The sequence below is a fragment of the Psychrosphaera sp. HA2-10 genome, assembly GCF_055693745.1.
Map to the genome: position 1 here is coordinate 1,409,923 of NZ_CM146341.1, position 25,642 is coordinate 1,435,564.

The 25,642-nt window shown below is 39.0% G+C and carries 23 protein-coding genes; 12 read left to right on the plus strand and 11 right to left on the minus strand.

Annotated features, from left to right (window positions below):
* Positions 1-86: 86 nt before the first annotated feature.
* Positions 87-695: a rhombosortase gene (rrtA, locus tag ACZ1GV_RS06420; RefSeq protein ID WP_472675749.1), complete on the plus strand. Its 609-nt coding sequence runs from the start codon at positions 87-89 to the stop codon at positions 693-695.
* 9 nt (positions 696-704) lie between these two features.
* Here the strand turns inward: rrtA and ACZ1GV_RS06425 are convergent, their stop codons facing one another.
* The 3 genes from ACZ1GV_RS06425 to ACZ1GV_RS06435 form a co-directional block, all read right to left on the minus strand.
* A complete protein-coding gene (locus tag ACZ1GV_RS06425) occupies positions 705-3,134 on the minus strand; it encodes a S9 family peptidase (RefSeq protein WP_472675750.1) in 2,430 nt (809 codons plus the stop codon).
* 18 nt (positions 3,135-3,152) lie between these two features.
* A complete protein-coding gene (gene sohB, locus ACZ1GV_RS06430; RefSeq protein WP_472675751.1) occupies positions 3,153-4,193 on the minus strand; it encodes a protease SohB in 1,041 nt (346 codons plus the stop codon).
* A gap of 117 nt (positions 4,194-4,310) precedes the next feature.
* The gene (locus tag ACZ1GV_RS06435; protein ID WP_472675752.1) at positions 4,311-7,046 is read right to left on the minus strand and encodes a VolA/Pla-1 family phospholipase; all 2,736 of its coding nucleotides are present in this window, start codon (positions 7,044-7,046) and stop codon (positions 4,311-4,313) included.
* Positions 7,047-7,266: 220 nt separating this feature from the next.
* Between ACZ1GV_RS06435 and ACZ1GV_RS06440 the strand changes: the two genes are divergently transcribed.
* Positions 7,267-8,013, plus strand: a complete 747-nt coding sequence (locus tag ACZ1GV_RS06440) for a YciK family oxidoreductase (RefSeq protein ID WP_472675753.1) — start codon at positions 7,267-7,269, stop codon at positions 8,011-8,013.
* Here the strand turns inward: ACZ1GV_RS06440 and ACZ1GV_RS06445 are convergent.
* Positions 8,010-9,992 (minus strand): ATP-binding protein, encoded by a 1,983-nt coding sequence (locus ACZ1GV_RS06445; RefSeq protein WP_472675754.1) that lies wholly within the window; start codon positions 9,990-9,992, stop codon positions 8,010-8,012. The two genes, ACZ1GV_RS06440 and ACZ1GV_RS06445, sit on opposite strands and share 4 nt — an antisense overlap.
* Before the next feature lie 37 nt (positions 9,993-10,029).
* On the opposite strand from ACZ1GV_RS06445, the gene ACZ1GV_RS06450 reads away from it, so the two are divergent.
* Positions 10,030-11,652, plus strand: a complete 1,623-nt coding sequence (locus tag ACZ1GV_RS06450; RefSeq protein ID WP_472675756.1) for an HD domain-containing phosphohydrolase — start codon at positions 10,030-10,032, stop codon at positions 11,650-11,652.
* A 30-nt stretch (positions 11,653-11,682) separates the two neighbouring features.
* On the opposite strand, the gene rluB is transcribed toward ACZ1GV_RS06450, so the two are convergent.
* The 5 genes from rluB to ACZ1GV_RS06475 are packed head-to-tail and all read right to left on the minus strand — an operon-like array spanning position 11,683 to position 15,526.
* Positions 11,683-12,549: a 23S rRNA pseudouridine(2605) synthase RluB gene (gene rluB, locus ACZ1GV_RS06455; protein ID WP_210559446.1), complete on the minus strand. Its 867-nt coding sequence runs from the start codon at positions 12,547-12,549 to the stop codon at positions 11,683-11,685.
* A gap of 41 nt (positions 12,550-12,590) precedes the next feature.
* Positions 12,591-13,190, minus strand: coding sequence for an SMC-Scp complex subunit ScpB (gene scpB / locus ACZ1GV_RS06460; RefSeq protein ID WP_472675757.1), 600 nt, complete (start codon positions 13,188-13,190; stop codon positions 12,591-12,593).
* Complete coding sequence (locus ACZ1GV_RS06465; RefSeq protein ID WP_472675873.1) at positions 13,183-14,010, minus strand: segregation and condensation protein A; 828 nt, start codon at positions 14,008-14,010, stop codon at positions 13,183-13,185. The genes scpB and ACZ1GV_RS06465 overlap by 8 nt, the downstream gene beginning before the upstream one ends.
* Position 14,011: 1 nt before the next feature.
* A complete protein-coding gene (locus ACZ1GV_RS06470; protein WP_210559445.1) occupies positions 14,012-14,632 on the minus strand; it encodes an L-threonylcarbamoyladenylate synthase in 621 nt (206 codons plus the stop codon).
* Positions 14,633-14,662: 30 nt separating this feature from the next.
* Complete coding sequence (locus ACZ1GV_RS06475; RefSeq protein ID WP_472675758.1) at positions 14,663-15,526, minus strand: PHP domain-containing protein; 864 nt, start codon at positions 15,524-15,526, stop codon at positions 14,663-14,665.
* 290 nt (positions 15,527-15,816) lie between these two features.
* On the opposite strand from ACZ1GV_RS06475, the gene ACZ1GV_RS06480 reads away from it, so the two are divergent.
* From ACZ1GV_RS06480 to trpA, 6 genes are read left to right on the plus strand one after another with little or no spacing between them, the layout of a single operon-like run.
* Complete coding sequence (locus ACZ1GV_RS06480; RefSeq protein ID WP_472675759.1) at positions 15,817-17,445, plus strand: anthranilate synthase component 1; 1,629 nt, start codon at positions 15,817-15,819, stop codon at positions 17,443-17,445.
* On the plus strand, positions 17,446-18,048 hold the full coding sequence (locus ACZ1GV_RS06485) for an aminodeoxychorismate/anthranilate synthase component II (protein WP_472675760.1): 603 nt from the start codon (positions 17,446-17,448) through the stop codon (positions 18,046-18,048). It begins immediately after the preceding gene.
* 1 nt (position 18,049) lies between these two features.
* Positions 18,050-19,072 (plus strand): anthranilate phosphoribosyltransferase, encoded by a 1,023-nt coding sequence (gene trpD / locus ACZ1GV_RS06490; protein WP_472675761.1) that lies wholly within the window; start codon positions 18,050-18,052, stop codon positions 19,070-19,072.
* 11 nt (positions 19,073-19,083) lie between these two features.
* A complete protein-coding gene (gene trpCF / locus ACZ1GV_RS06495; RefSeq protein ID WP_472675762.1) occupies positions 19,084-20,574 on the plus strand; it encodes a bifunctional indole-3-glycerol-phosphate synthase TrpC/phosphoribosylanthranilate isomerase TrpF in 1,491 nt (496 codons plus the stop codon).
* Positions 20,561-21,781 carry a tryptophan synthase subunit beta gene (trpB, locus tag ACZ1GV_RS06500; RefSeq protein WP_472675763.1) on the plus strand — a complete coding sequence of 407 codons (1,221 nt, stop codon included), beginning with the start codon at positions 20,561-20,563 and terminating at the stop codon, positions 21,779-21,781. The genes trpCF and trpB overlap by 14 nt, the downstream gene beginning before the upstream one ends.
* A 1-nt stretch (position 21,782) precedes the next feature.
* A complete protein-coding gene (gene trpA, locus ACZ1GV_RS06505) occupies positions 21,783-22,592 on the plus strand; it encodes a tryptophan synthase subunit alpha (protein WP_472675764.1) in 810 nt (269 codons plus the stop codon).
* 9 nt (positions 22,593-22,601) lie between these two features.
* Here trpA and queE read toward each other — a convergent pair whose 3' ends face one another.
* The gene (gene queE / locus ACZ1GV_RS06510; RefSeq protein ID WP_472675765.1) at positions 22,602-23,276 is read right to left on the minus strand and encodes a 7-carboxy-7-deazaguanine synthase QueE; all 675 of its coding nucleotides are present in this window, start codon (positions 23,274-23,276) and stop codon (positions 22,602-22,604) included.
* A 144-nt stretch (positions 23,277-23,420) separates the two neighbouring features.
* Between queE and queC the strand changes: the two genes are divergently transcribed.
* Together queC and ACZ1GV_RS06520 are read left to right on the plus strand one after the other, a co-directional pair.
* Positions 23,421-24,080, plus strand: a complete 660-nt coding sequence (queC, locus tag ACZ1GV_RS06515; RefSeq protein WP_472675766.1) for a 7-cyano-7-deazaguanine synthase QueC — start codon at positions 23,421-23,423, stop codon at positions 24,078-24,080.
* Positions 24,070-24,705 carry a DNA-J related domain-containing protein gene (locus tag ACZ1GV_RS06520; RefSeq protein ID WP_472675767.1) on the plus strand — a complete coding sequence of 212 codons (636 nt, stop codon included), beginning with the start codon at positions 24,070-24,072 and terminating at the stop codon, positions 24,703-24,705. Before queC ends, ACZ1GV_RS06520 begins: the two co-directional genes overlap by 11 nt.
* A 3-nt stretch (positions 24,706-24,708) precedes the next feature.
* Here the strand turns inward: ACZ1GV_RS06520 and ACZ1GV_RS06525 are convergent, their stop codons facing one another.
* The gene (locus ACZ1GV_RS06525; RefSeq protein WP_210559434.1) at positions 24,709-24,948 is read right to left on the minus strand and encodes a hypothetical protein; all 240 of its coding nucleotides are present in this window, start codon (positions 24,946-24,948) and stop codon (positions 24,709-24,711) included.
* A 117-nt stretch (positions 24,949-25,065) separates the two neighbouring features.
* Here ACZ1GV_RS06525 and fabA point away from each other — a divergent pair, with 117 nt between their 5' ends.
* Positions 25,066-25,581 (plus strand): 3-hydroxyacyl-[acyl-carrier-protein] dehydratase FabA, encoded by a 516-nt coding sequence (fabA, locus tag ACZ1GV_RS06530; protein ID WP_472675768.1) that lies wholly within the window; start codon positions 25,066-25,068, stop codon positions 25,579-25,581.
* Positions 25,582-25,642: the final 61 nt, after the last annotated feature.

Below are 25,642 nucleotides of genomic sequence, written 5' to 3' on the forward strand. Positions count from 1 at the left end.
TATAACGAATAGAATGATATTACCAAAACCTAAGTTATTTCACACAGAGTTTTCCATCAATAAGCAATATTTTAAGAGGTGTCATTTTGTTAGGCTTTCCAACACAGTGGTTCTTTATTAAAGGACCACTATTTATTTCAGTCATATTGATTTTGTTTGGACTTTTAGCACCCGAGATCCAATCACAACTGACTTTGATACCTGACGAAGTTAAAGATGGTCAGATATGGAGAATTATTAGTGGACAATTGGTGCATACTAATACCGCCCATCTTTATATGAACTTAGCTGGATTACTTTTGGTCTGGGCACTACATGGCGACCACTACCGTCCCTATACCCTTCCTGCTTTGAGTATTATTGGTGTTGTATGTGTAGGTCTACTTGTTACGTTTTTTAGCCAAACCGGCAGTTATTCTGGGTTTTCTGGTGTGTTGCACTTTCTTTTGGCATTTGGCGCATTAATTGACATAACCAACCGAGATAAAACAGGTTGGTTGTTAATAATAGGTCTACTACTAAAAGTGGGTTACGAAAATGCGTTTGGTGCAGCTTCAAGTACCGCAGAGCTTATTGGCGCTGCTGTCGCAGTCGATGCTCACGCTTTTGGTGTAGTGTCGGGTATATTGATTTTTTTGGCAATAAAAAAGCCCTTTATGAATTATCACAAAGGACTTTATAACCATGTTAACTAAGACTATTTTTTAGAGATTTTGTTCAAATAGTTTATAGATTCGTCTGTACTCATCTAACCAACTAGACGGTTGAACAAAACCATGCGGCTCAACCGGGTAGATAGCCGTTTCAAAGTCTTGCTTTTCCAACTCTATAAATCGTTGCACAAGTCTAACAACATCAACAAAAAAGACATTATCATCAACCATAGGTGCGTTAATTAAGAGTGGCTTCTGTAAACCTTCAGCAAAGTATATTGGTGAACTACGACGATATGCAATCATATCATCAGCAGGTCTGTTTAGAATGTTAGAAGTATAGCCATCGTTATAGTGAGCCCAGTCAGATACCGGTCGTAACGCAGCACCTGCTTGGAATAACTCAGGCTCTTTAAATAGCGCCATAAACGTCATGAAACCACCATATGAGCCGCCATACGTTCCAATGCGCTGCCTATCGACATTCGCATTCTTAACCAACCAATCAACACCATCGACCAAATCTTGGATTTCTGGTGTACCCATTTGACGGTATATTGCTGTACGCCAGTCACGGCCGTAACCTTTAGACGCACGGTAATCCATATCCATGACGACATAACCTTGTTGGGCTAACATACTATGAAACATAAACTCTCTAAAGTATCCCGACCAACCTTTATGACTATTCTGTAGATATCCAGCTCCGTGATTAAAAATAACGGCTTTACGAGGAGAACCAGAACTTACGTTTTTGGGCATATATACGCGTGCATATATTGGTTTATCAGTATGACTAGAAGGTACAGCAATGATCTCTGGTTTAACCCATGGCATTGAAATAAACTCTTGGCTGACTGTATCAGTTAATTGCTGTGTTTTATTAGATGACAAATCAACTAAAAACAATTCTGTTGGTCTTAGCAAACTGGAATGTTCAACGAGTAATTTGGTCTCGTCCGGGCTGAGCTTGAAGGTATTTTCACCAATTAGTGTCGTTAACGCTTTAGGCTCAGTCGTTTTCGCTGTTGGTAACTGGTAAACGTGATACTCACCAGGGTGGTTAATATTTGCTCTAAAATAAAAATTGCTGTCATCACTCGTTAACACTAACGACGAAACTTCAAAATCACCTGACGTGTGTTGAATTACTTTTTTAGTGGCGAGATCTTTTGTGTAAATATGAGAGTAACCCGACTGCTCCGATAAATAATATAACTTATTCGACTTGTTAAACCAGCCGAATTGATTAAATGTGTAGTTTATCCAAGCTTCATCATGGAGCTGATGTTGTGGTATTAATTTATTATTTTTAAAATCGACAGTGACCAACCAACGATCTTTATTGTCCCACGCTTCAAGCATTATCGCGACGTTTTTGCCGCTGTTATGCCACACAACAGCACCTTGATCCCAAGTCCAATCTTGCAACAAATTTATTGTTCTAGGCGCTTTTTTAGATTCGTATTTTTTTCCTTCCGCTTTAAAGTTTTCAGTTTTTACTTTAGCTAAGACATCTTTATCGTAGTCTGGAAGGTTATTAATTTTTAACTCAAATTTCTCATTTTTAGTTAAGTCAACAAGCCAAAACTCTTGTTGTACAGGCTTTGCATCTGCAACACGGCGACGTACTTTTTCGATTTCTATACGTCCATCATCGGCAATGTAATTAGGCATAACATCGCCCTCTCCACGCCAACTTGTTCTTTTTTGAACAACAACGATCGCTTTATCACCTGTTGGAGCCACTTTTGCTGACGAAACTACATTACCCTCACCAAAGTAAAAAATACTATTGTTTACAAACTTATTTGTATTTTTAATAGCCACTTTATTATCAAAACGTTCTTTAGAGTCAGCGTGCTGTTTTGCGACATATTGAATAAGCTTATGCTGTTCTTCCGCAATGATATCTTGAGGGCCTTTGGGTGCTTCTGGCTTATCGGTCAAAGCTATTTTAAAAAGCTCTTTCTTAGATTTTGTTGCTAAATCATAAGAAATAAAACGATTAGACTCCCAATAACCGAGCTTTCCATCTGTTAGAAACTGAGGAGAGGACTCATAATCACTTGTTGACGTTATTTGTTGTACTTGACTTGAAGCGGTATTCCACAAATATATATCACCCTCAAAAACATAAGAAGCGAGGGTCTTATCAATGTTGTAAACAGTTTGGTTTAACTTTGTTTTGTGGTATTCAGTAATCGCTACATTTTTAACACTATTAATGTTGCTTGTGTCCAATCTAAACTGATTGTTAATTACCGAGTTGTCTTGTTTTTGTTGATAAACTACATGACGTGAATCTGGCAGCCAAGCTGCTGCTTGTGGCGTATGACCAATCCAACTTGGATCAGACATAATTTTTTCTAACGTAATCTTGGTATCTGAGGCTGCTAACACCGATGTTGTCGTTGTAATTACGACGCTTGCAAGTCCTAACAGAAGCAACCGTTTAACACTGATTTTATTGTTATACATTCGTTAAAATCCTATTTTTTACTTAGAGTTAGTAATAGACCAAGTGCTAAGCTTTCCAAACATTTTTGTTAATGCAGATGACGCTGCGAAACCAAGCTTTTCTGCAATATTATGTTTTACTTTATATTCTAGTTTAAATACGTTGTAGTCTTCCATTGCGTCTAGGACCACATCGTCACTTGTCATCACCTTATCTATCAAATTAAGCGCAAGGGCTTGAGTACCATACCAATGTTCGCCAGTTGCTACGGCATTAATATCGACAGAAGGACGATTATTAGCGACAAACTCTTTAAACAATACGTGTGTTTCTTCAAGTTCTTCTTTAAATTTTTCGCGCGCTTTATCAGTATTTTCACCAATAACCGTTAACGTACGTTTAAACTCACCAGCAGTATGTTGTTCAATTTCGACATCATGTTTTTTAAGTAATTTATTTATGTTAGGTAACTGGGCTATAACGCCAATTGATCCAATAATAGAGAATGGTGCCGCTACGATTTCATTTGCAACACAAGCCATCATGTATCCACCTGAGGCTGCAACTTTATCAACCGCAACAGTAGTATGGATATTTTTTGCTTTTAATCGTGATATTTGTGAAGCCGCTAATCCATAGCCGTGAACTACACCACCAGGGCTTTCTAACCTAATCAAAACCCTATCGCCTTCTTGGGCAATGGAGATAATTGCTGTCACTTCTTCACGAAGTGACTCTGTTGCACTTGCGTCGATATCACCGTCAAAGTCTACAATGAATAACCTAGACTTCAGCTTTTCATCTTGCGGATTTTTCTTTTCTAGTTTTTTCTTTTTCTTTTGTTCTGCTTTTTGTTGCTTTTCGAAAGATTTTGCTTCGTCTTTACTTAGTAGTGCTTTTTTTAAATCTTTTATGTCATCTTCAAAATCTTCAGAAATATACTCTAAATTTAATTCCCCTTTACGACTTTGCTTTTGCTTAATCGCAGCACCAGCGATAACGCCAATAACTAAGGCTATTGCTACAACAATAGTGGCTGTTTTGGCTATAAATAAACCGTATTCGTATAAAAATTCCAAGTCTTGCTCCTGATTGATTTTTAATCTTAATGATGATTGTAATAATGTGTATTATTTCTAAATAAAAACAAAAAACCAGCCTAAGCTGGTTTTTTATTTGTAACGTTAAGTTAGCTATTACGGAGCGGGTGTTTGACACGCAGTTTCCGCGTCAACGCCCTCTATAATACCGGCACCAATGGCTGTCGGAGTGATATTAACAAGTTTACCGTTCGAACCAAAGAACGTACCTGCCATAATAATGGTTTCAGCATTTACCGCAGAATAAAGCTGAGGGTAAGGCATAGGTAACGATGTTGCCGGGCTAAGTACAGTACTATGAGAACCATATTTAAACTCAACAATGCTTTGGAAGCCTGTTTCAGACATACCACAATCTGTTACTTTGGAAAGTCCCATTACTGCTTCAAAGCCACTTGTACCAGCAAGAGGGTTTGTTGTAACAGAGTTTGGTACAACTTGGTCTGATGGGTTAAGGCCTAAACCTGCGACTTCGCTACCTTCATCACCAACCATTTCGTAAACTAATACAGGCGTACCGTTTGCTTTAAGCAGACTTGCATAGTTTGTCGGGTCAGATGAATCTATAACAGTTTGAGCTGCAAAAGAGAACTGAGCAAAACCTGCTTGCATTCCGGCTAATAACTCCACGTTATTTTCCGCTTCAGCTTGCGCTTTTAATGCTTGATACGCACAAACTAACGCTACGTTTTGATCAACAACATTAAAGTTAGCATCTAACGCTGGACCACATTGTTGTGGGTTAGCTTGAACAATTGCTGCAAATGCTTCTGGTTGCAGATTTGCGGCTAACGCTGCAGTTAACTCATTGCCTAAGCCATAGATGATTGACGCTTGAACCAATGGGCCAAATGCACCAGACTCAACTAAGAAGTTACCAACACCGCCACCTGGGTTAGATAATACCGAGCTGTTAATCTTATAAAGTGCGTCTAGTTCAGGAACACCAGTCGGTGTGTTCGCAACTGCGGTAAAACCAGCACCAGTAATTGCGCCTAAAGAATGCCCTAAATAATGAACGTTCGATGTATCTATCACATTCATATCTGGTGCCGTTGGGTTAGTAAAGTCTACTAAGGCATTAATTGAAAGACGTAATTTTAAAGCATCAGCGATAGATTGACGCATATTGTCACGTGCTGATAACAAGCTTTGTAAGTTCAAGTATGCTGTCGGGTTATTCCCAGGTATACCTGAAGAAGCGTTTACTACAATCGGGTCTGCACCTTCAACTTCCACTACAAAACCACGTTGACCATGCAGCGGGTGATCAATCGCAACAGTTACAAAACCCATTGCAGATAAGATACCTGTTGCTGCCAACATATCTTCTTTTTTAGAAGTTACACCATGCTGTAGAATAACTACAGGCCAGCCATTCTCAGGTTTAACTAGTGGCTCTGTTAGCCCAAACGCTGGTCGAACCAAATTTGCATTATCAATATTTGGAACCGTGATTTGAACTGGTACATTTTGAACACTTTGTACCGCAGGAATCGGATTGTATTTTGTCAAATGGCGAGCAGTGTCGACACCAAAATCGGCAAGACCAAGTTGCACACACATTTCATGATTATCACCAGCGCCAGCAGCTAATGCAGCTTTTTGCTCATTTGATAATGCATTTAACGTAGCACCACTATCACACATAGCTTTCCAACGGCTAGATAACGCATCTGTGCCATCTTCTAGGTAGTATGGTAACGAAACCATAGCGCCAAACAAGTTTGCCGAGTTATACAACGCATATGCTTGTGATGTTGGATCATTTGGAATCGCGCCACCTGCAGCTAGTGCCATTGCAACGGTTAAATCTACGTCAACAGTAGTTCCTTCAGCGTCAATTGGAACCGCCACAGTAGCACGCCTCATTGGCATTACAACAGAAGTTGCATCAGCTTGCGCCATTGCACCAAATGTTTGACCATTGAGTTTTTTAACAACTTGCAGCGGATCTGCTGACGGCAACCCGGCTGACTGAACAGTGAAGGCCTGTGTATAAACAATAGACGCACCATCCGCGCCCAAATCTGCTTCTAATACGTCTTCAAAGTTATTAATCATCGTTTGAAGTAAACGGATACCCGCTTGGGTAGCATTTAGTTCAGATGCCGGTATAGAAGGAAGTACTAGTGGAGCGGTATTAATGTCAGTTTTTACACTGTTATACGTGCTCGATGGTAATAAGGCGTTGCCGTTGCTATCGACTACTTTGTTGGTTAGCGCAACAACATAGCTCGCACCACCTTCGAATGGCTTAAGTGGAATTATCGCGATAGAGCCACCGACCAATCTAGCAAAATAATCTACGCCAAACGTTAGCTTCTCTTCACCTTTACATAATAAGCCTGACTTTGCCGGATCCATACATTCTGCATCCGTCAAACTTGGGAATTTTTCTACTTTATAAACATCAACCGCGCCAGGAACCATAAGTGAGTTTGCGTCAATGGTGACGTCGCTAGCACTGGAATAGTCCAAGGTTATTGTGAAAGAGTTTTGTGTACCCCAACCATCAAGAGCACCGATTGCAGATTGTGGGTTGTTAAAATCAACTGGCTCGCCAGCCGACTTAGAAGCAACTTCAGAAGGCATTTCTAATGTACCGTCTGTAGTTCCACTATATAAAAGGTCGTTTGGTACAGATATTTCACCGGCTGATGGGTTAAATACCACTCTAATTCTTGGTGTGGTCGCCTTGGCTACCGCCGCAGCTTCCAGTTCTGTGCGCTGTTGCGCGTTTTCTGTTTGAACATCAGCAAGTGTTGTATCATCACAGGCTGTTAGGCCTAGTGCACTTGTAATTGCTAAACTAAGTACTAATTTTTTCATTTCTCTCCCCAGAGTCCTAGTTATTATTTTTATTGACGTTTCTTCGTCTTATTTTAATTCGGGACATTATTAACAGCTTAGACCAGTCAAAGTTACATTAGAAAAAAACAATAAGCTAGTATTAGCGTCAAAATCAATGTAAAAATTTGCATCTACTAATGAATTTAACCTTGATGACCTGTAACATACTGCTACTTAAATTCTTTTATAACGATATTTTATGAAACTTGATCAACTTCCTGAAGATAAAACGCTGTTAAATAACAAGGTTATATTAGTAACCGGTGCCGGAGACGGTATCGGGAGACAAGCTGCAATAACTTTCGCTGAGTATGGTGCAGAAGTTATATTACTCGGCAAAACAGTAAAAAAACTCGAAGCTGTTTACGATGAAATAATTGATAACGGTGGTAAACAACCGGCGATTGTTCCTTTAGATATGAAAGGCGCTACGGTAAAAAACTATCAAGACATGGCGGCAACTATTCTTGATCAGTTCGGCCGGTTAGATGGGTTGCTTAACAATGCCTCAATATTAAACTCGTTAAATCCTATAGAACACATTAACGAAGACTCCTTTGATAAAGTAATGAAAGTTAATTTCAAGGCAACGTTCTTTTTAACTCAAGCACTTATCCCAGTTCTCAAAAAAGCTCCCCACCCTTCGGTAATTTTCACGAGCAGTAGTGTCGGGAAAAAAGGCCGCGCTTTTTGGGGTGAATATGCGTTTTCAAAGTTTGCCACTGAAGGCCTAATGCAAACAATGAGTGATGAATATGCCCACATAGGAATGCGTGTTAATGCAATTAACCCTGGTGCGACTAAAACAAAAATGCGAGCTAAAGCTTATCCTGGTGAAGACGTAACTGTTTTAAAAACACCAGCCGATATAATTGCGACTTATGTACAACTTATGTCTGACTTAACATTAGATATACAAGGTCAATCAATTGACCTGCAAAGCTAGACTTTATCTCCTTCAATTTGCTTTGGGATCTCAATAATAAACTGAGATCCCTTTTTCTCTGTACTTTTAACCGTAATTTTTCCTTTCAACGCTTCGTTAACTATATTGTAAACAATACTCAAGCCCAATCCACTGCCACCCTGACCTCGTTTTGTTGTATAAAAAGGGTCGAAAACTCGCGCGAGATACTCTGGTTTAATTCCCTTTCCATCATCAATAACCTTTATTATTAATATATCCTCAAGTTCTTTGCATCTTACTTCGACACAACCCACATCGCCTTGTTCGTATCCGTGTATTAACGCGTTAATCAAGAGGTTTGAGATAACCTGGGAAAAAGCACCAGGCCGAGTTGAAATGTTTATATCGGTCGGACAATTGAGTTTTAGATCCACCTTTGTTGGTCGGTATTTTGGGCGCACAGTGTCAAATATTTTATCTAAATACTCATATAGATTCAGGGTTCGTATATCGAAGTTATTCTGATCAACCGCTACTTCCTTGAAATTTTTTATTAAACTCGATGCGACATTTAATTGATCTGTCATCAATAACAGAAGTTTGTTTGACTCGGTAATATAAGTATCAAAGCTCGTTGCCGTTAGCGTGCCGGTATTTTTTAATTTTTCGAGTTGCTTAAGTTGGGACAATGCCTGACTTACGCCCGTTACTGCAACTCCTAACGGTGTATTTATCTCGTGAGCAACCCCTGCGACAAGCTCCCCTAGCGAGGCCATTTTCTCCGATTTTACTAGCTCGTTTTTGGTGTCGTGTAATTCTTCTAACGCTTGTAATAATGAGCTATTCGCCTCTTGATATTCTTTTGTTCGATCAGCAACTGTGAGTTCCAGACTTTCATTTAGTTTTGTTAACTGTGCAGTCCGTTCATTTACTATATCCTCAAGACCTTGATTCATGTGCCACAGATTTTTTGCCATTATCTCAATATTGTAAGATAGCGTTTTTATTTCTGATGGGTCTTTGTGATGATAATCAATTTCTATATTTTTTTTACCGGTGGCTATTTCACTTACTTTATTATTTAAATACGTTATTGGCTTAGTAATTTGTCGGCTGAATGTAAATCCAATAAACAACGTTATTAACATAACTAAAACAAAGGCTGAGAATAAATAGAGATAAAAGGTATCAATCGCATTAAATACTTCTGCGCTTGCAATATTTACTGAAACCACCAATGCTCGGCCGGGAATTTGTTTTTCGATAGTGATCAAAGGTTGTCTAGTGTTTAGAATATTACTAAGAAATCCGTCATATTTAACTTGGTTTATTAAAATACTTGGTTTTAAATCTTCAACAACCGCCAAGTCCGATAGCGCTATCCATTCGCCACTTTGGCTAACGGTGTAGACCTGCGTAAAACCATCATCACCAAAGCCTGCATTGTCATAAAAAGTTTCTATTGACGAAGTCATGTCTATGACGATATCGATCTCGGCGATTAGCTGTGCGTTTACAAAAATTGGTTCTTTAACATGTAAGTACGTTTTTCCAACAAAAGATTTACTTATACGATGAAAGCCATAATTCGCTTTATTGCTCTTCACTATTAAATCTTCGCCTTTCACTAAATTATTTAACTCTCCTAGCGACGATATAATCTTGCCGTCCTTTGCCAAAATATCAATTTTTACTAACATACCTGACGATTCCATCAAGTCGTTAAGAAGCTTACGAATTGCTACAAAGTTCTCTGGTGACTCGTCATTTATAAAGTTGCCAACACTAACAGCAAGTTGGGAGTTATTGGCAACACTAAAAGCGAGTTCTCCCAAGTTATCAAGGGACTGTTCAACCTTTATCTCTTGGCTTCTTACTAACGCCTCTATTCGCTCGTTTAGATTTTCATTTATGTATGACTTACTGAAGTTTACGGTTAGGAAAATCAGAACAATAAGGGCAAACATAGATGTACCAATAACAAAAATTAGAGTTCTTGAAAATATTGACAAATTCACCTTCCTCGCCTATTAAATTAATAGTAGTCATAGTGTTATGGACACCGACAATATTATAAAAATAGCACATCATCCGATGTTTAATGTTAAGGACAAAGAAAGTATGTCAAATGACGGTGCAAACACCTCTTTTGTTTTCGCTCCAGAAGCGCCTGTAGATGAACATCAAGTGAAGGACGTACTTAAACCATGGAATATTCTCATCGTCGATGATGAACCAAGTATTCATCAAATTACTGAAATTGCATTAAGTCATTTTGAATTTGCCAGCCGTCCTTTGCATTTTTTACATGCATATTCTGGCGAACAAGCGTGCCAAATTGTCGCTAATCATAACGACATTGCATTGGTATTATTAGACGTCGTAATGGAAACCGATGATGCTGGATTAAAAACAGTAAACTATATTAGAAACGAATTAAATAATAATAATGTACGGGTTATTCTAAGAACCGGACAACCTGGGCAAGCGCCAGAAATGGAAGTTATCGAAAAATACGATATTAACGGATACAACGAAAAAACTGAGCTAACAGCCAATAAACTACACTCAATCTTATATACCGCACTTCGATCTTATCGCGATATTGTTGCTCTCGACAAACATCGAAAAGGCCTTGAAAAAGTTATCGATGCAACTGCAAGTATTTTGGAAAAAAGCTCTATACAGGGTTTTGCGCAGGGCGCGCTTGAGCAGCTTGCTGCTATTCTGTATGTCGATAATGATCTCGTTTTAATGGAATATGATGCTGTAATGGCAACACGAGACTCATCGAGGGTAAATGTTTTAGCATCAGTAAAGTCGGGAAATCAAAACCCAAACATAGAGGATGAGAATGATCTCATTACTGAGTTAACGTCAATCACAGAGTATCATCAGGGAAGTGAGTTATTCACGGAGAATAACCGAATAGTCTTTACGAACTCTTATGGCGAAAAACGGCTTGTCCTGGCCATTAGGGGGAACACAGACATTTCCCCTTCAGATTATTTTTTAATTGAACTATTTTGTAAGAATGTTGCAATAGCGCTGGAAAATATCGAACTTTACGATGAAGTATCTACGACCCAAAAAGACATTATTTATTCAGTATGCGAGTTAGCTGAGTCTCGCTCTAAAGAGACTGGCAATCATGTCCGTCGCGTTGCTATGTACTCAAAGTTAATGGCACAGAAATATGGCTTAAGTGAAGCGCAATGTGACGAATTATTTTTTGCCTCTCCACTACATGACGTAGGTAAAGTTGCAATTCCTGACAGTATATTAAATAAGCCTGGTCCACTCACTGATTCAGAGTGGGAAATAATGAAAACCCACGCTGAAGTTGGCTTTAATACATTAAACCATTTAAAGAAACCGATATTTCAAGCAGGAGCGATACTTGCTGGACAACACCATGAAAATTGGGATGGCTCTGGCTATCCAACTGGCTTAAAAGGGAACGACATCCACATTTATGGACGAATTACTGCTGTTGCTGATGTGTTTGACGCATTAATGAGTAAACGATGTTACAAACCAGCATGGGATCAGGCGACCGTTAACTCATTTATTGTTGAGCAGTCCGGTATTAAATTTGACCCCGAATTAGTCAAATTGTTTATTGAAAATTATGAAGAATTTGTGTCCATCTACGAACAATATAAAGACCCTGAATAGAAAAGCCCCTAATTTTAGGGGCTTTAAAAGTTATTTTTGTTTCGCTTGACGCATTTTATGCTTTTTAACTGCTCGTTTAATTCGAGCATGGGCTACACGTCTGGTCTGCGCGGTATCTTTCTGTATATTCGGGTTAAATTCGCGTAGTTCTCTGTCTAGACCAACTTTTTTACGTAATTGATTTAACTCGTCCAAACCAAGTTCTTTCCAGCCACCTTGGATTAAACGTCTATCTAGTTTTATCTCGGAGTACCTTACACGCACTAACCGTGAAACCGTTAACTCTTGTGACGCCCATAGACGGCGTACTTCTCGATTACGACCTTCTTTTAGGCTTACGCTGAACCATTTGTTTTTACTTTCATCATCAGAATTACGCTCAGCTTTAACACGATCAAATTTTGCCATCCCATCTTCTAATTCAACACCTTTAGTCAAATTATGAAGTTTTTCATTCGTAACTTCACCAAATACACGCACCGAATACTCACGCTCTACTTCATAACTCGGGTGCATTAATCGATTAGCTAACTCGCCGTCATTGGTAAACAATAAAAGTCCTGACGTATTAACGTCTAAACGACCAATACCAATCCATCGACTATTTTTTAACTGTGGTAAACGATCGTAAACAGTCGGGCGACCCTCTGGATCTTTACGTGTACACATCTCACCTTCTGGTTTGTTGTACATAATTACACGACAAATTTCATCTTCTTGCGATCTAATATCAACAATATGGCCATCAACTCTAATTGTTTCTGTACCTTCAACACGATCGCCAAGTTTGGCAACGTTGCCGTTTACGCTGACTCTATTACTTGAAATATACGTTTCCATTTCACGTCTCGAGCCAACACCGCAGCGTGCTAATACTTTTTGTAGTTTTTCACTCATTTATATAATTTCTCTACTATTTAATTTGTACATAACGACGTCTAATCACCGTCATGTGTTAATTCTTTTTCTAACCTACCGGCAATTAGTTCAATGGATTCTGGCTCCATTAAGGTCGGAAGTTCAGACAATGACCTTAATCCAAAATAATCTAAAAAGTTTTTATCCGTTCCATATAAGGATGGCCGACCTGGGACTTCTTTATGCCCAACTACTTTTATCCACTCTCGATCAATTAATGTTTTGATAATGCTAGAGCTTACAGATACGCCTCTAACATCCTCTATTTCACCGCGAGTAATTGGCTGCTGGTATGCAATTAGCGCAAGGGTTTCCAATAACGCTCTGCTGTATTTTGCAGGTTTTTCATGCCACAAACGACTAACCCAAGGTGCATACTCTTGTTTAGTTTGAAAGCAGAAACCTGTTGCTAATTCTACTAACTCTATTGACTTGTTTTTATAATCTTTTTTCAATAACTCTAACGCTGCTTCAATATCCACTTTTTTGATGTTGTCATCAGGAAAAATCAAACTTTGAATTTGTGCAATTGAAATTGGTTTTCGTTGACTAAATACAACAGCTTCTATAATAGATTTTAATTGGTTTTTAGAAAATAGACCTACTTTTATTTCACTCAAGGTCTGCTCCTTTGTATTTTACATGCAAAACACCAAAAGCCGAAGCTTGAACGACGTCTAACATGGACTCTTTTACTAATTCTAAAATTGCTAAAAATGTTACTACTACACCCGCTTTTCCTTCACTAACATCAAACAGTTGTTCAAAAGGGAAAAATTGGCGGTTATTCCTTAATTTTTCTAATATCTGTGACATTCGTTCTCTTGTGGAAAGGCGCTCTTTAGATATTTCATGATGCTGAAAAGCATTCGCACGCTTTATGATGTCTTGAAACGCCATGACCAACTCTTGAATATCTATACTAGGTAATTCTATCTGTATTTCCATGTCACTTGGAGGTAATGCGGAAACGATCCAGTGATCCCTTTCTAAACGTGGAAGGTTATCTAAATCTATGGCTGCAGATTTTATAACTTCATATTGTTGCAGTCTACGAATCAGCTCAGCCCGCGGGTCATGTTCTTCTTCTTGAAGATCATCGTGTTTTGGTAACAACAATCTTGATTTAATCTCTGCCAGTAAAGCCGCCATGACTAAGTATTCAGCAGCCAATTCAAGTTTTAAATCGCGCATCAACTCAACATACTTCATATATTGTTGTGTTATTTCAAAAATAGGCAGATCGACAATATCAAACTTTTGTTTTTTAATTAGATACAACAAAAAATCTAGTGGTCCTTCAAAAGCGTCCAAGAACACCTCCATTGCATCTGGAGGTATAAACAAATCTTGTGGACGTTCTATAACAATTTCTCCTCTCACTAACGCTAAGGGAAGATCTTGTTGAATCATTTGCGTTGTATCTAACTCAGTTTTCATCTTATTCAAATAAACTAACGTCACCTTCACCGTGACGAATAACTTGAGGCTCACCCTCAGAAAAGTCAATTATAGAAGTTGGCTTTTCAATGAGGTAACCGCCGTGAATAATTAGGTCTACTTGTTTTTCGATCCTAAAACGAATTTCTTCTGGATCCGACTCTGCAAAATCCTCGCCTGGCAATAGTAACGAAGTGGACATTAGAGGTTCACCGAGTTCTTCTAACAAAGCTAGCGCTATTTTGTTATCTGGAATACGTATCCCGATTGTTTTGCGTTTCTCATTTAATACACGCTTTGGAACTTCTTTAGTGCCTTTAAAAATAAACGTGTACGGACCAGGAGAATGTGCACGTATCGCCCTAAAGGCTTGATTATCCACCCTAGCAAAATTTGAAATCTCTGCAAAATCTTTACACACCAAGGTAAAATTATGATTCTTATCTATTTTTCTTATCTGAACAATTCTATCCATTGCCTTTTTATCGCCCAGAGCACAAGCAATGGCATACCCAGAATCAGTTGGATATACAATCACTCCGCCTTGACGAATAATTTGGACAGCTTGGCTAATTAAGCGCCCCTGAGGATTATCTGGATGTATGTGAAAAAATTGGCTCATGTTGTTCTCTTGTTATCTCAATTTTACTATTTAGGCTAAGCGCCAGCTTGGATGTTGCCAAACAGGTATACAGTTTTCACTTAAATGCAGACCTCGCCCTAATTCTGTCCACCTTGTTGGAGCATGAAAATCAGATCCAAGTGAGCTGTATAGACTATGTTCTTTTGCAATATCAGAAATAAACCTTCGTTGGTCTGGGCTCATTTGAGTTAATCCTACCTCCAACGCATCACCGCCAACACTTGCAAACTCTGCCACTAGTTTTCGTAACCATTTATTAGACATGTCGTAACGAACTGGATGAGCTATTACTGATATGCCGCCTGCAGCACGAATTAATTCAACCGCATCGGATACACTCATCCACTCAGGCGTTACGTATGCACCCTTGCCTTTGCCGAGGTATTTTTTAAAAGCCTGATCAAATGTATTCACAGCGCCTAATTCCATTAACGCTTTTGCAAAATGAGTGCGGCTTATCACTCCATTACTGGCATGTCTTTTGGCCAACTCTAACGTTCCTGAAATACCTTTTTTTTCTAGTTTTTGTGCGATACGTTCAGCTCGACCTTCACGTTGTTGTTGTTGCTTTTGTAACGAAACATTAAGTGTCTCATTTTGGGTATCAATACAAAGACCAACTACATGAATTTCAAAACCATGCCATCTTGTTGATATTTCAACGCCCGAAGCAAGCCTAACTTTTAGACTTCTTAATTTAATTTCTTCTTGTGCAATTGCGAGTGCCGCTAGACTGTCATGGTCCGTAATCGCTAATATATCTACTTGTTTATTATCCGCCCTAAATACTAATTCGGTAGGACTTAACACCCCATCGGAGCAAGTAGTGTGTGTATGGAGATCATACTTTAACGCGATCTCATTTTTATGCATGCTTTTCATCCCGGTATTATGACATACTGCCGTAACTACCGCTATTGATTAAAATTATCATTGACACCAGCTATAAAACGCGTTTTTATATACGCTCTTAAACAAAGTAGAAAGATAATCAGATGACAAACTTACATTCAACTCGCAGCTGGCATTGGTGGAGCATTCCTAATTAACGCGGGTGGATGATCTGTATCTAACTTTTAAGATACTAATTTCAAAAAACAAACCCGCTTATTGCGGGTTTTTTTATACCTGCATTTCGGAAATATTAATAGAAAGAGTAAAAGATGTTATTTAGTCAAATTAAAACCAAGCCAGGTGAAGCAACTAGCCTAGTTATGCCGTGCAAATATGTAGCATCACCGACCATTGCTTTTGAACAATTAGCAGACAACAGCGAGCATAGTTTGTTATTGGAATCTGCCGAAATCGATAGCAAAGATAATTTAAAAAGTTTGATGCTCATTGATGCTGCAGTTGTTTTTGAGTGTTATGGACACAAAGTAATCGCAACGGCTAAATCTGAAAATGGCAACGCGGTGATAGACTATCTGTACTCTATCTTTAATTCCGAATTATATAGCAGTGACAGTCAAGAAGTTCAGGCTACACGCAACGAACATACGTTAGAGCTTACATTTGAAAGTAACGGTTTAGATACTGATGAAAGAGCTAGACTAAAGCAGTTAAATGCCTTTGAAGTGTTACGCGCTGTTATAAAAAACATTTCTCACAATGAAGAGGACGTATTTTCAGTATTCTTAGGTGGTGTTTTTGCTTATGACATGATCGCTAACTTTGAGACACTTCCTAGCGTTCCTGATGGTTTTAATACTTGTCCCGATTATTCGTTTTATCTTGCTGAAACTATGCTGGTCATTGACCACCAAAAAAAATCGACGGATTTGATCGGTAATGTATTTAGTGGCGATAGTGTATATCAAACTTGTTTCGCCATTGGCCGTAGACTAGAACATCTTAAAAGTAGCGTAAATTCTATTGAACACACGGAACCAACCCCTACTACCTACTCTGATGTTAATTTTGATTCTGCAGTGCCTAATATCTCTGACAAAAATTTCAAAGAAACTGTCACTAATTTAAAAAATAATATTATTCTAGGTGACGTCTTTCAAGTGGTACCTTCACGCGGTTTTACGCTTGATTGCTCCGACGCTATGTCCGCTTACAAACAGCTAAAAGCCGATAATCCAAGTCCATATATGTTTTATTTAAAACATCCTAGTTTTGAATTATTTGGTGCATCACCGGAGTCCGCATTAAAGTTTGATGCGGAGTCAAAAAATGTAGAGGTGTATCCAATCGCTGGTACGCGTATTCGAGGCTTTGATAACAAAGGCAAAATAGATAAAGATTTGGATTCACGAATCGAGCTGGACCTGAGAAATGACAAAAAAGAAGTGTCTGAACATATCATGCTTGTCGACTTAGCACGTAATGACGTTGCGAGAATAAGTAAAACCGGCTCACGATATGTAAAAGACTTCTTAAAAGTAGATCGATATTCCTATGTAATGCATTTAGTTTCCCGTGTCATTGGTGAGTTAGAAGATGATTTAGATGCATTACATGCATATCAAGCATGCATGAATATGGGCACCTTGGTAGGCGCGCCAAAAATTAAAGCAGCCGAACTAATCCGTAAAGTAGAACAAACAAGACGTGGAAGCTATGGCGGTGCTGTGGGTTATTTAAACGGTCGTGGTGACATGGATACTTGTATCGTAATTCGAAGTGCATTTGTTAAAGACGGTAAAGCTTTTGTTCAGGCTGGTGCTGGTGTCGTGTTTGATTCTGACCCTGAGTCTGAAGTTAATGAGACTAGTAATAAAGCTAGAGCAGTTATTAAAGCAGTGCTAAATGCAAATCGAAGTGTTAACGAAGGAGAAAAGTAAATGGCTAACATCGTCTTTATCGATAACCAAGATTCATTTACCTACAATTTAGTTGATGAATTAGAGAAACTAAATCATAAAGTTACCGTATATAGAAATACAGTGTCGAAACAAACGATAGAATCAAAGGTGTTTGAATTACAAAAAGCTGGTCAATCAGTTATTCTGTTTTTCTCTCCTGGCCCCGGCACTCCTTCTGACTCACCTTGCATGAGTGTCTTACTAAAGTCATTAAGCGGTGTAGTTCCGATATTTGGTGTTTGCCTAGGACATCAGGCAATTGCGGAGTATTTCGGTGGTAAAGTTGGTTTAGCAGGCGAAACAGTACACGGGAAATCGTCAGTGATTCAGTGTGAAGCGCACCCTATTTTTGATGGTTTACCAAGAAATCTCACTGTAGCTCGTTATCATAGTTTAGTGGCGACTAGCGTTCCTGATAATTTAATGGTGATCGGGCATTACAATAATATGCCAATGGCGTTTATTGATGAAAATAATCGGATCCTTAGTTTTCAGTTCCACCCGGAATCAATTTTGACAACGCTCGGAGCGAAACTGCTAGAGCAAAGTATTAACTATTTATTAAAGGAAAGTGGTCAATAATATGAACACAGTACAATTGGACCTTATTCATCTAGCGATGACAAATCGCTCTCTAACAAAAGAACAAACATACAAATTGTTTACCGATGTGGTAAATGGAGAAATGGATGACATTCCGTTGGCTGCTTTACTCAGCGCTTTAAAAGTTCGAGGTGAAACAGCCGAGGAGATTGCCGGGGCAGCAATGGCGTTAGCCGATAATGCGGTGCCTTTTCCATCTTTAGACTTCGACACGATAGACAATTGCGGTACAGGTGGCGATGGTACCAATACCATTAACATAAGTACGTTGTGTGCCATTGTTGCAGCTAGTATGGGTCTAAAAATGGCAAAACATGGCAATCGAAAGGTTTCGTCTAGCACAGGATCTGCTGATGTACTTTCAGAACTTGGTGTACCCCTCGATATGACGCCTGAAGTGGCAAAAAAATGTTTAGTTGAATCAAACTTAACATTCCTAATGGCGCCTCATTATCATCGAGGTATTAAACATGCGATGCCAGTTCGTCAAACTTTACGAACTCGCACTATTTTTAATGCGCTTGGTCCTTTAGTTAATCCAGCTAAGGCGACGACTTGTATTATTGGGGTGTACGATCCAGATCTATGCCGCCCTATGGCAGAATCTTTGAAGTTACTTGGTAAAAAACGAGCATGGGTGGTTCACGGTGCTGGTATGGATGAAATTGCAGTCCATGATAAAACGAAAGTCGTTCAGTTAATCGATGGTGAAATATCAGAATTTACGGTTAAGCCAGAAGACTTCGGGCAAATAAGATATACGGTGAAAGATTTGGTGGGTGGTGAACCAGCGCATAACGCAAGTATTATTCGTCAAGTGCTCGCAGGTGAAGGTTCTCCAGCACATAACGCTGCGGTAATAATTAATACCGCACCGTTACTATTACTAACTAATAGAGCGGACTCACTTTTAGACGCTGCAAATCAAGTTCAAGATGCGCTAGCTTCAGGTCAAGCACTTACGACGCTCACAAATTTTGTAGACATTGCAAATAGAGGTTAATGGATAGCAAAATGAATGTATTAGAAAAGATAGTTCTTGATAAACGCGAAGAAGTATCAAACCGAAAAGCATCGTTACCGCTGGAAACTTTTATCTCAGGTTTGACAAATTCAACAAGAAGCTTCTTCGACGCTATAAAAAAAGACAAACAAAAGAATGGGCGTGGTTTTATTTTAGAGGTAAAAAAAGCCAGTCCGTCAAAAGGTTTAATTCGTGAGCGATTTGATTTAGAAGAAATCTGTGCGGCATATAAAGACTACGCAAGTTGTGTTTCAGTTCTTACTGATGAAAAGTACTTTCAAGGTGACTTTGAAAGGCTTCCAAAAGTGCGAGAACTAATGACTCAGCCAATATTATGTAAAGATTTTTTTGTTGATATTTATCAAGTTTATTTAGCTCGTTTTTACGGTGCCGATGCTGTACTTCTTATGTTATCAGTACTGAATGATAACGAGTATAAAGAGCTTTCACATGTTGCCTTCGGTTTAGGTCTTGATGTATTAACCGAAGTTAGTAACGAGCAAGAGATGTTGAGAGCAATTGAACTCGAAGCTAACATCATAGGTATAAATAATCGAAACTTAAGAGACTTATCAACCGATTTAAAACAAACGGTGTTACTCGAGGAAGTGTTTAGGCAGAACGCTTCTTCTTCACAAAAACAAAACACGCTACTTATTTCTGAGTCAGGAATTTATAACCATCAACAAATAAATCAATTGTCGAGCTTAGTTGATGGCTTTTTGGTTGGTAGCTCGTTGATGGCCGAACAGGACATAAAGCGAGCCTGTCAAAAGCTTACCTGCGGAGAACATAAAGTCTGTGGATTAACGAATATACAACAAATTAATGATATTGCGAACGCGGGAGCTAGTTACGCAGGTTTTATATTCGCACAAGGCAGTAAAAGGCAAATAAGCCTTGAACAAGCAAAAGAAATTGTCACATCGGCCAATTCCACAACTAACAATCCATTAAACCGTTTAAATATTGTTGCTGTTGTACAAAATCAACCGATCGATTTTTTATTGCAATTAGTCGAGCATTTACCACTAAGTGCAATTCAATTGCACGGTACTGAGGACGATAGCTACATAACCCTTATTAAAGAGGCGCTGGCAAAGTCAGGCCATAGTATAGAAATTTGGAAAGCTATTTCTATCGCTGCGGGTGAGGCTTTACCGAATAAATGGCCAAATGTAGATAAAATTGTCTTAGATGCAAAAAGTGATAGTGGTGAATTAGGCGGAACAGGAACAACTTTTGACTGGTCAGTGCTCGCGGCCTTAAAAGAAGATTTTACATCTCCTAAAATATTTTTAGCGGGCGGATTAAACCAAGATAACTTTAGTTCTGCACTATCACTACCTGTTATCGGTTTAGATTTTAATTCAGGGTTAGAAGATTCACCTGGACAAAAATCAACATTAAAAATAAATACTGTATTTTCTAAAATAACGAGTCGTACAACGTCTCTAAAGGAACAACATGAATTCGATTAAAAAGACCCTGCCGGCTTATTTCGGTGAATTTGGTGGTATGTTCGTACCTGAGTTATTTGTACCTGCGCTTGAGCAATTAGAACAAGCCTACATTGAAGCGATGGACGATGACGCATTCCATAGTGAGTTTAATGCGCTGCTAAAGGACTATGCTGGTCGCCCTACGCCTCTTACGTTATGTAGGAATTTGACGGCGGGTACAAAAACAAAAATATACCTTAAACGTGAAGACTTATTGCACGGTGGTGCGCACAAGACTAACCAAGTATTAGGCCAAGCGCTTTTGACCAAGCGAATGGGTAAAAAACGTGTCATCGCCGAAACCGGAGCCGGTCAGCACGGTGTAGCAACCGCTTTAGCTTGTGCGTTACTGGGATTAGAAGCAAGAATTTACATGGGCGCCAAAGACATCGAACGTCAACAACCCAATGTGTTTAGAATGAAGTTAATGGGCGCACAAGTTATTCCAGTTAATTCAGGTTCAGGTACGCTTAAGGATGCAGTTAATGAAGCGATGCGTGATTGGGCTTCTACATATGAAGAAAGTCACTATTTACTTGGCACAGCTGCAGGCCCTCATCCATTCCCGACGATAGTACGCGATTTTCAAAAAATGATAGGTGAAGAATCCAAGCAGCAAATTTTGAAAGCTGAAGGCAAACTTCCAGACATCGTAATGGCATGTGTTGGAGGCGGCTCTAACGCTATTGGTATGTTTAATGACTTCATTCCAGAAGACGGTGTTCAACTTATCGGCGTAGAGCCTGGTGGTAAAGGTTTAGATAGCGGTTTACACGGAGCTGCATTGGCAGTAATTGACAAGGGTATCGACTCCACCGGTATACTACACGGTGCATATACCCACATAATGCAGGACAAAGATGGGCAAATTGAGGAATCATACTCAATTTCTGCGGGATTAGACTACCCTGCCGTTGGTCCTCAGCATGCACATTTAAAAGCAATTAGACGAGCAGACTATGTTGCAATTAATGATGATGAAGCGTTAGAAGCATTTCAAGTGCTCGCTAAAAAAGAAGGTATTATCCCAGCTGTTGAGTCCTCTCATGCACTTGCCTATGCACTAAAATTAGCAAACGAAAATCCTAGTAAAGAACAAGTTATTTTGGTCAATCTGTCAGGGCGCGGCGATAAAGATCTTGCCCACGTTCATGCGGTATTAGCCGAACAAAACAAGGACGCTTAAAATGAGCCGATATAGTAAACTTTTTAATGAATTAAAAGCCGCAAAACAAGGAGCTTTTATTCCATTTGTAACCGTTGGTGATCCATCGCTTGAGCGAAGCCATGAAATCATTCGCCAATTAATTTTATCTGGTGCAGATGCATTAGAGTTAGGTCTGCCGTTTTCAGATCCAATTGCGGACGGGCCAACGATTCAAAAAGCCAACATTCGTGCGTTAGAACATAAAATTACAACTCAAGACTGTTTAGATATTATTAGAAAAGTTCGAGACGAGTTTCCAGACACACCAATCGGCTTGTTGCTTTATAGTAATTTAGTTATGGCGAAAGGCCTGTCTAGCTTTTATCAAAGCTGCGCTGAGGCCGGGGTTGACTCTGTTTTAGTGGCCGATGTACCTGTAAGGGAAAGCAAACCTTTTAGGTTAGCAGCAAAGAATGCCGGAATTGAAGCTGTATTTATTGTACCGCCGCACGTAACCGATGAAACATTACGGGCAATTGCTTCATATTCTCGTGGCTATACATATTTGTTGAGTCGTGCAGGCGTTACTGGCGCCGAAACAAAAGCCAATATGCCGCCAGAGGTTATGATTAATAAGCTAATCGAATACCAAGCTGCACCTCCTGTTCTAGGTTTTGGTATTTCCTCGCCTGAGCAGGTGAAAGAAGCGATTTTGTCTGGTGCAACTGGTGCAATTTCAGGCTCAGCCATTGTTAAGATAATAGAGCAAAACCTTAACAATCAAACTGAGCTATTATCATCGCTAGCAACTTTTGTAAGCAGTATGAAAAACGCAACTAATAAAGCTTAAAAGAAAATATTAGCTAATACCTATGTATTTGTGAACCTGCACTGATAGGCGCCAATTTTTATCTTTGCAGGTCTCTATTGCTAGCTTAGTTGCTGATGCCTTTTGACTAATCGGTTGTAGATATATAAGCGCGTTATCGGCTATCGGCGCTTTGGCAATTAGCTGCTCTAACTCCTCGACATGCTTCTCTCGGGCTATCGGGTGCTTAATCTCGTTAGCCCTCGCCATACAATTAGCTAACACTTCGTAACCACCGGCCATGTTAATTTTTGGAGACACAGTAACCCAAGTTAAATCAGGAACTTTCAGTTCAAAAGTGCCACTTGTTTCTATCTGTGTCGAATAACCATTATTATGTAATAAATCACATAAAGGCACTAGGTCGTACATAGCTGGCTCGCCGCCTGTAATCACTACATGTTTGGCGCGATAACCTTGCGACTGTATAAAACTGAGTAGTTGTTCTGCACTAGCATCTGCCCATTGTTCAGTTTCACTATTCTTTTCAATAACATTGTTTAATGTTATTTCCTTATCGCCGTCCACGTTCCAAGTGTGTTTTGTATCACACCACGAACAACCCACTGGACATCCCTGAAGTCGAATAAAAATCGCAGCTGTGCCAGTATATTGGCCTTCACCTTGGATTGTCTCAAAAAACTCATTTATTTTATATGTTGTCATACCCAACCTAATAAAACACCACAGGTTATTCTATAGTTTAAGAATAGTTACCTTTTGATCTGGCGCCGAATACATTAAAATCTGTTAATCGCAAAGTATAACAAAACTTGAACATAAAATGTTTGGTTCTAAATAGGATTTTTTATGACTGAAAAAGTCGTGGTCATTTACTCTGGTGGTATGGACTCATACACTGTTTTAAATAAAGCAATAAAAGATGGTTATGATGTGTATGCCCTCACCTTTAATTACGGGCAACGTCACGTTAAAGAAGTTGAATATGCGAAACGTGCGTGCGATTTATTAAAAATTAACCACAAAATTGTCGATATTAGTGCTATCAATTCTATTATAGCGGGTTCTTCGCTTACCGATGATATAGACGTTCCCGACGGTCACTATGAAGCGGATAGTATGAAACAAACGGTAGTACCAAATAGAAACATGATCTTGTTATCGCTGGCAATTGGCTACGCCGTTAGCCTTGGCGCAACAAAAGTATACTACGGCGCACATTCTGGAGACCATGCTATTTATCCTGACTGTCGGCCTGAGTTTGTAGAAAAAATGCAAGATGTATCTGCCATTGCAAACTATGAACCAGTCGATATAACGGTCCCTTACATTAATAATGACAAGATAGAGATATTAGCTGACGGGATTACAATGGGCTTAGATTATAGCTTAACTTGGACTTGTTATAATGGCCGAGAGAGAGCATGTGGGACTTGTGGCGCTTGTCAGGAACGTTTAGAAGCATTCGCTAAAAATGGAATTACTGACCCTTTAGTCTATGAAATCTGATGTATCACCGCTTAATATAGATGAATCAAGGTTAGCGTACCTTGATGCATCTATATTTGAAATAATTACTAAGCAAACATTATCTGAATTTGAATTAATAAAAACACTGCAATTAAAACCTTATGAGATTTTTTCAGAAAATGCTTTAAGCCACTCCTTGTCGCTTTTTCACACCCATTTTATTGTATTTAACTCTCTGTATCGCCTAAAACTCGAGGGAGAGAAACAAGGTAACTTTACAATACATATTAGCGCTTTAGCTATAAAACTTGTCATGTTGAAAACTGATAAAGAAGTCTCAGGATCTAAAAACAATGAAATCAATATGCCTGCAATCGGTGACGATAAACTTCAGGCGTTTTATTTAGATTGGGAAAATTTTGATATAGAGCAAAGGGACGTCGATGCTCTGTTCGATTCATTTTGGGACCGCTATAACAATCATTATCAAAATACGTTGACTGCAGCTTTATCGCTGTTCCAGTTTAGTAGCATGCCAAGTAAGAGGGAGCTAAAGACGGTCTTTAAGAAAAAGAGTCTAACATTACATCCCGACAGAGGCGGTTCGAGCGAACAGTTTAAAGCGCTTTTATCAGCCTACCAGGTGATCAACAAAGCGATGTAATGCTTATTTACTATTTTTTAACAACCAGTTATTTAATATTTTAACTTGGCCACACTTTTGGGCTGCGTAAGTCAATCTTAATGCGTTTGATAATATAGTACTGTCATCCCAGCCAGTTTGTTGCCGAATATCCTCCAAACACTGTTGAGCCGGTTCGGTCAAGTACCCTCTTACTTCTTTCTTTCCTGCTTGAGCTTTACGCTCTCTATAACGTTTTTGTTTTTCTGCGTTTGTTAACGGCATTCTATTGACCTAAAGTTAAGATATCAGTGACTATTTCACTGTTCAGAGTTGTTTAGCGTACAAGTGTAAGCTAAATTACCAGTTCTCTAAATCTTAGTGGAAATAAGTAATAACAATATGGTACAGAAAAATAGCTACGATAAAAACGATTTAATTGCATGCGGTAACGGAGAGCTATTCGGACCGGGAAATAGCCGCTTACCATCTGATAATATGTTAATGATGGATAGAATCATTTCCATTACTGATGACGGTGGTGAATACGGCAAAGGACAAATCATTGCTGAGCTTGATATAAACCCAGATTTGTGGTTTTTCGAATGTCATTTCAAAGGCGACCCTGTAATGCCTGGCTGTCTTGGACTAGATGCTATGTGGCAATTAGTTGGGTTCTTTTTAGGTTGGTCTGGTGGCCCCGGATTAGGCCGAGCTTTAGGCGTGGGTGAGGTAAAGTTCACCGGTCAAATCTTACCGACTGCAACCAAGGTTACATATAAAATAGACTTAAAACGCGTTATTAAACGAAAACTGTTTATGGGTTTAGCTGATGGTTCTGTTTCTGTTGATGGTAAAGTAATTTACGAAGCAAAAGATTTAAAAGTCGGTTTGTTTACTGACACATCGTCATTTTAAGTCCGTATATCTAATTCAATAAAAAAGCTCGTTATTTACGAGCTTTTTTGTGGCTATCATA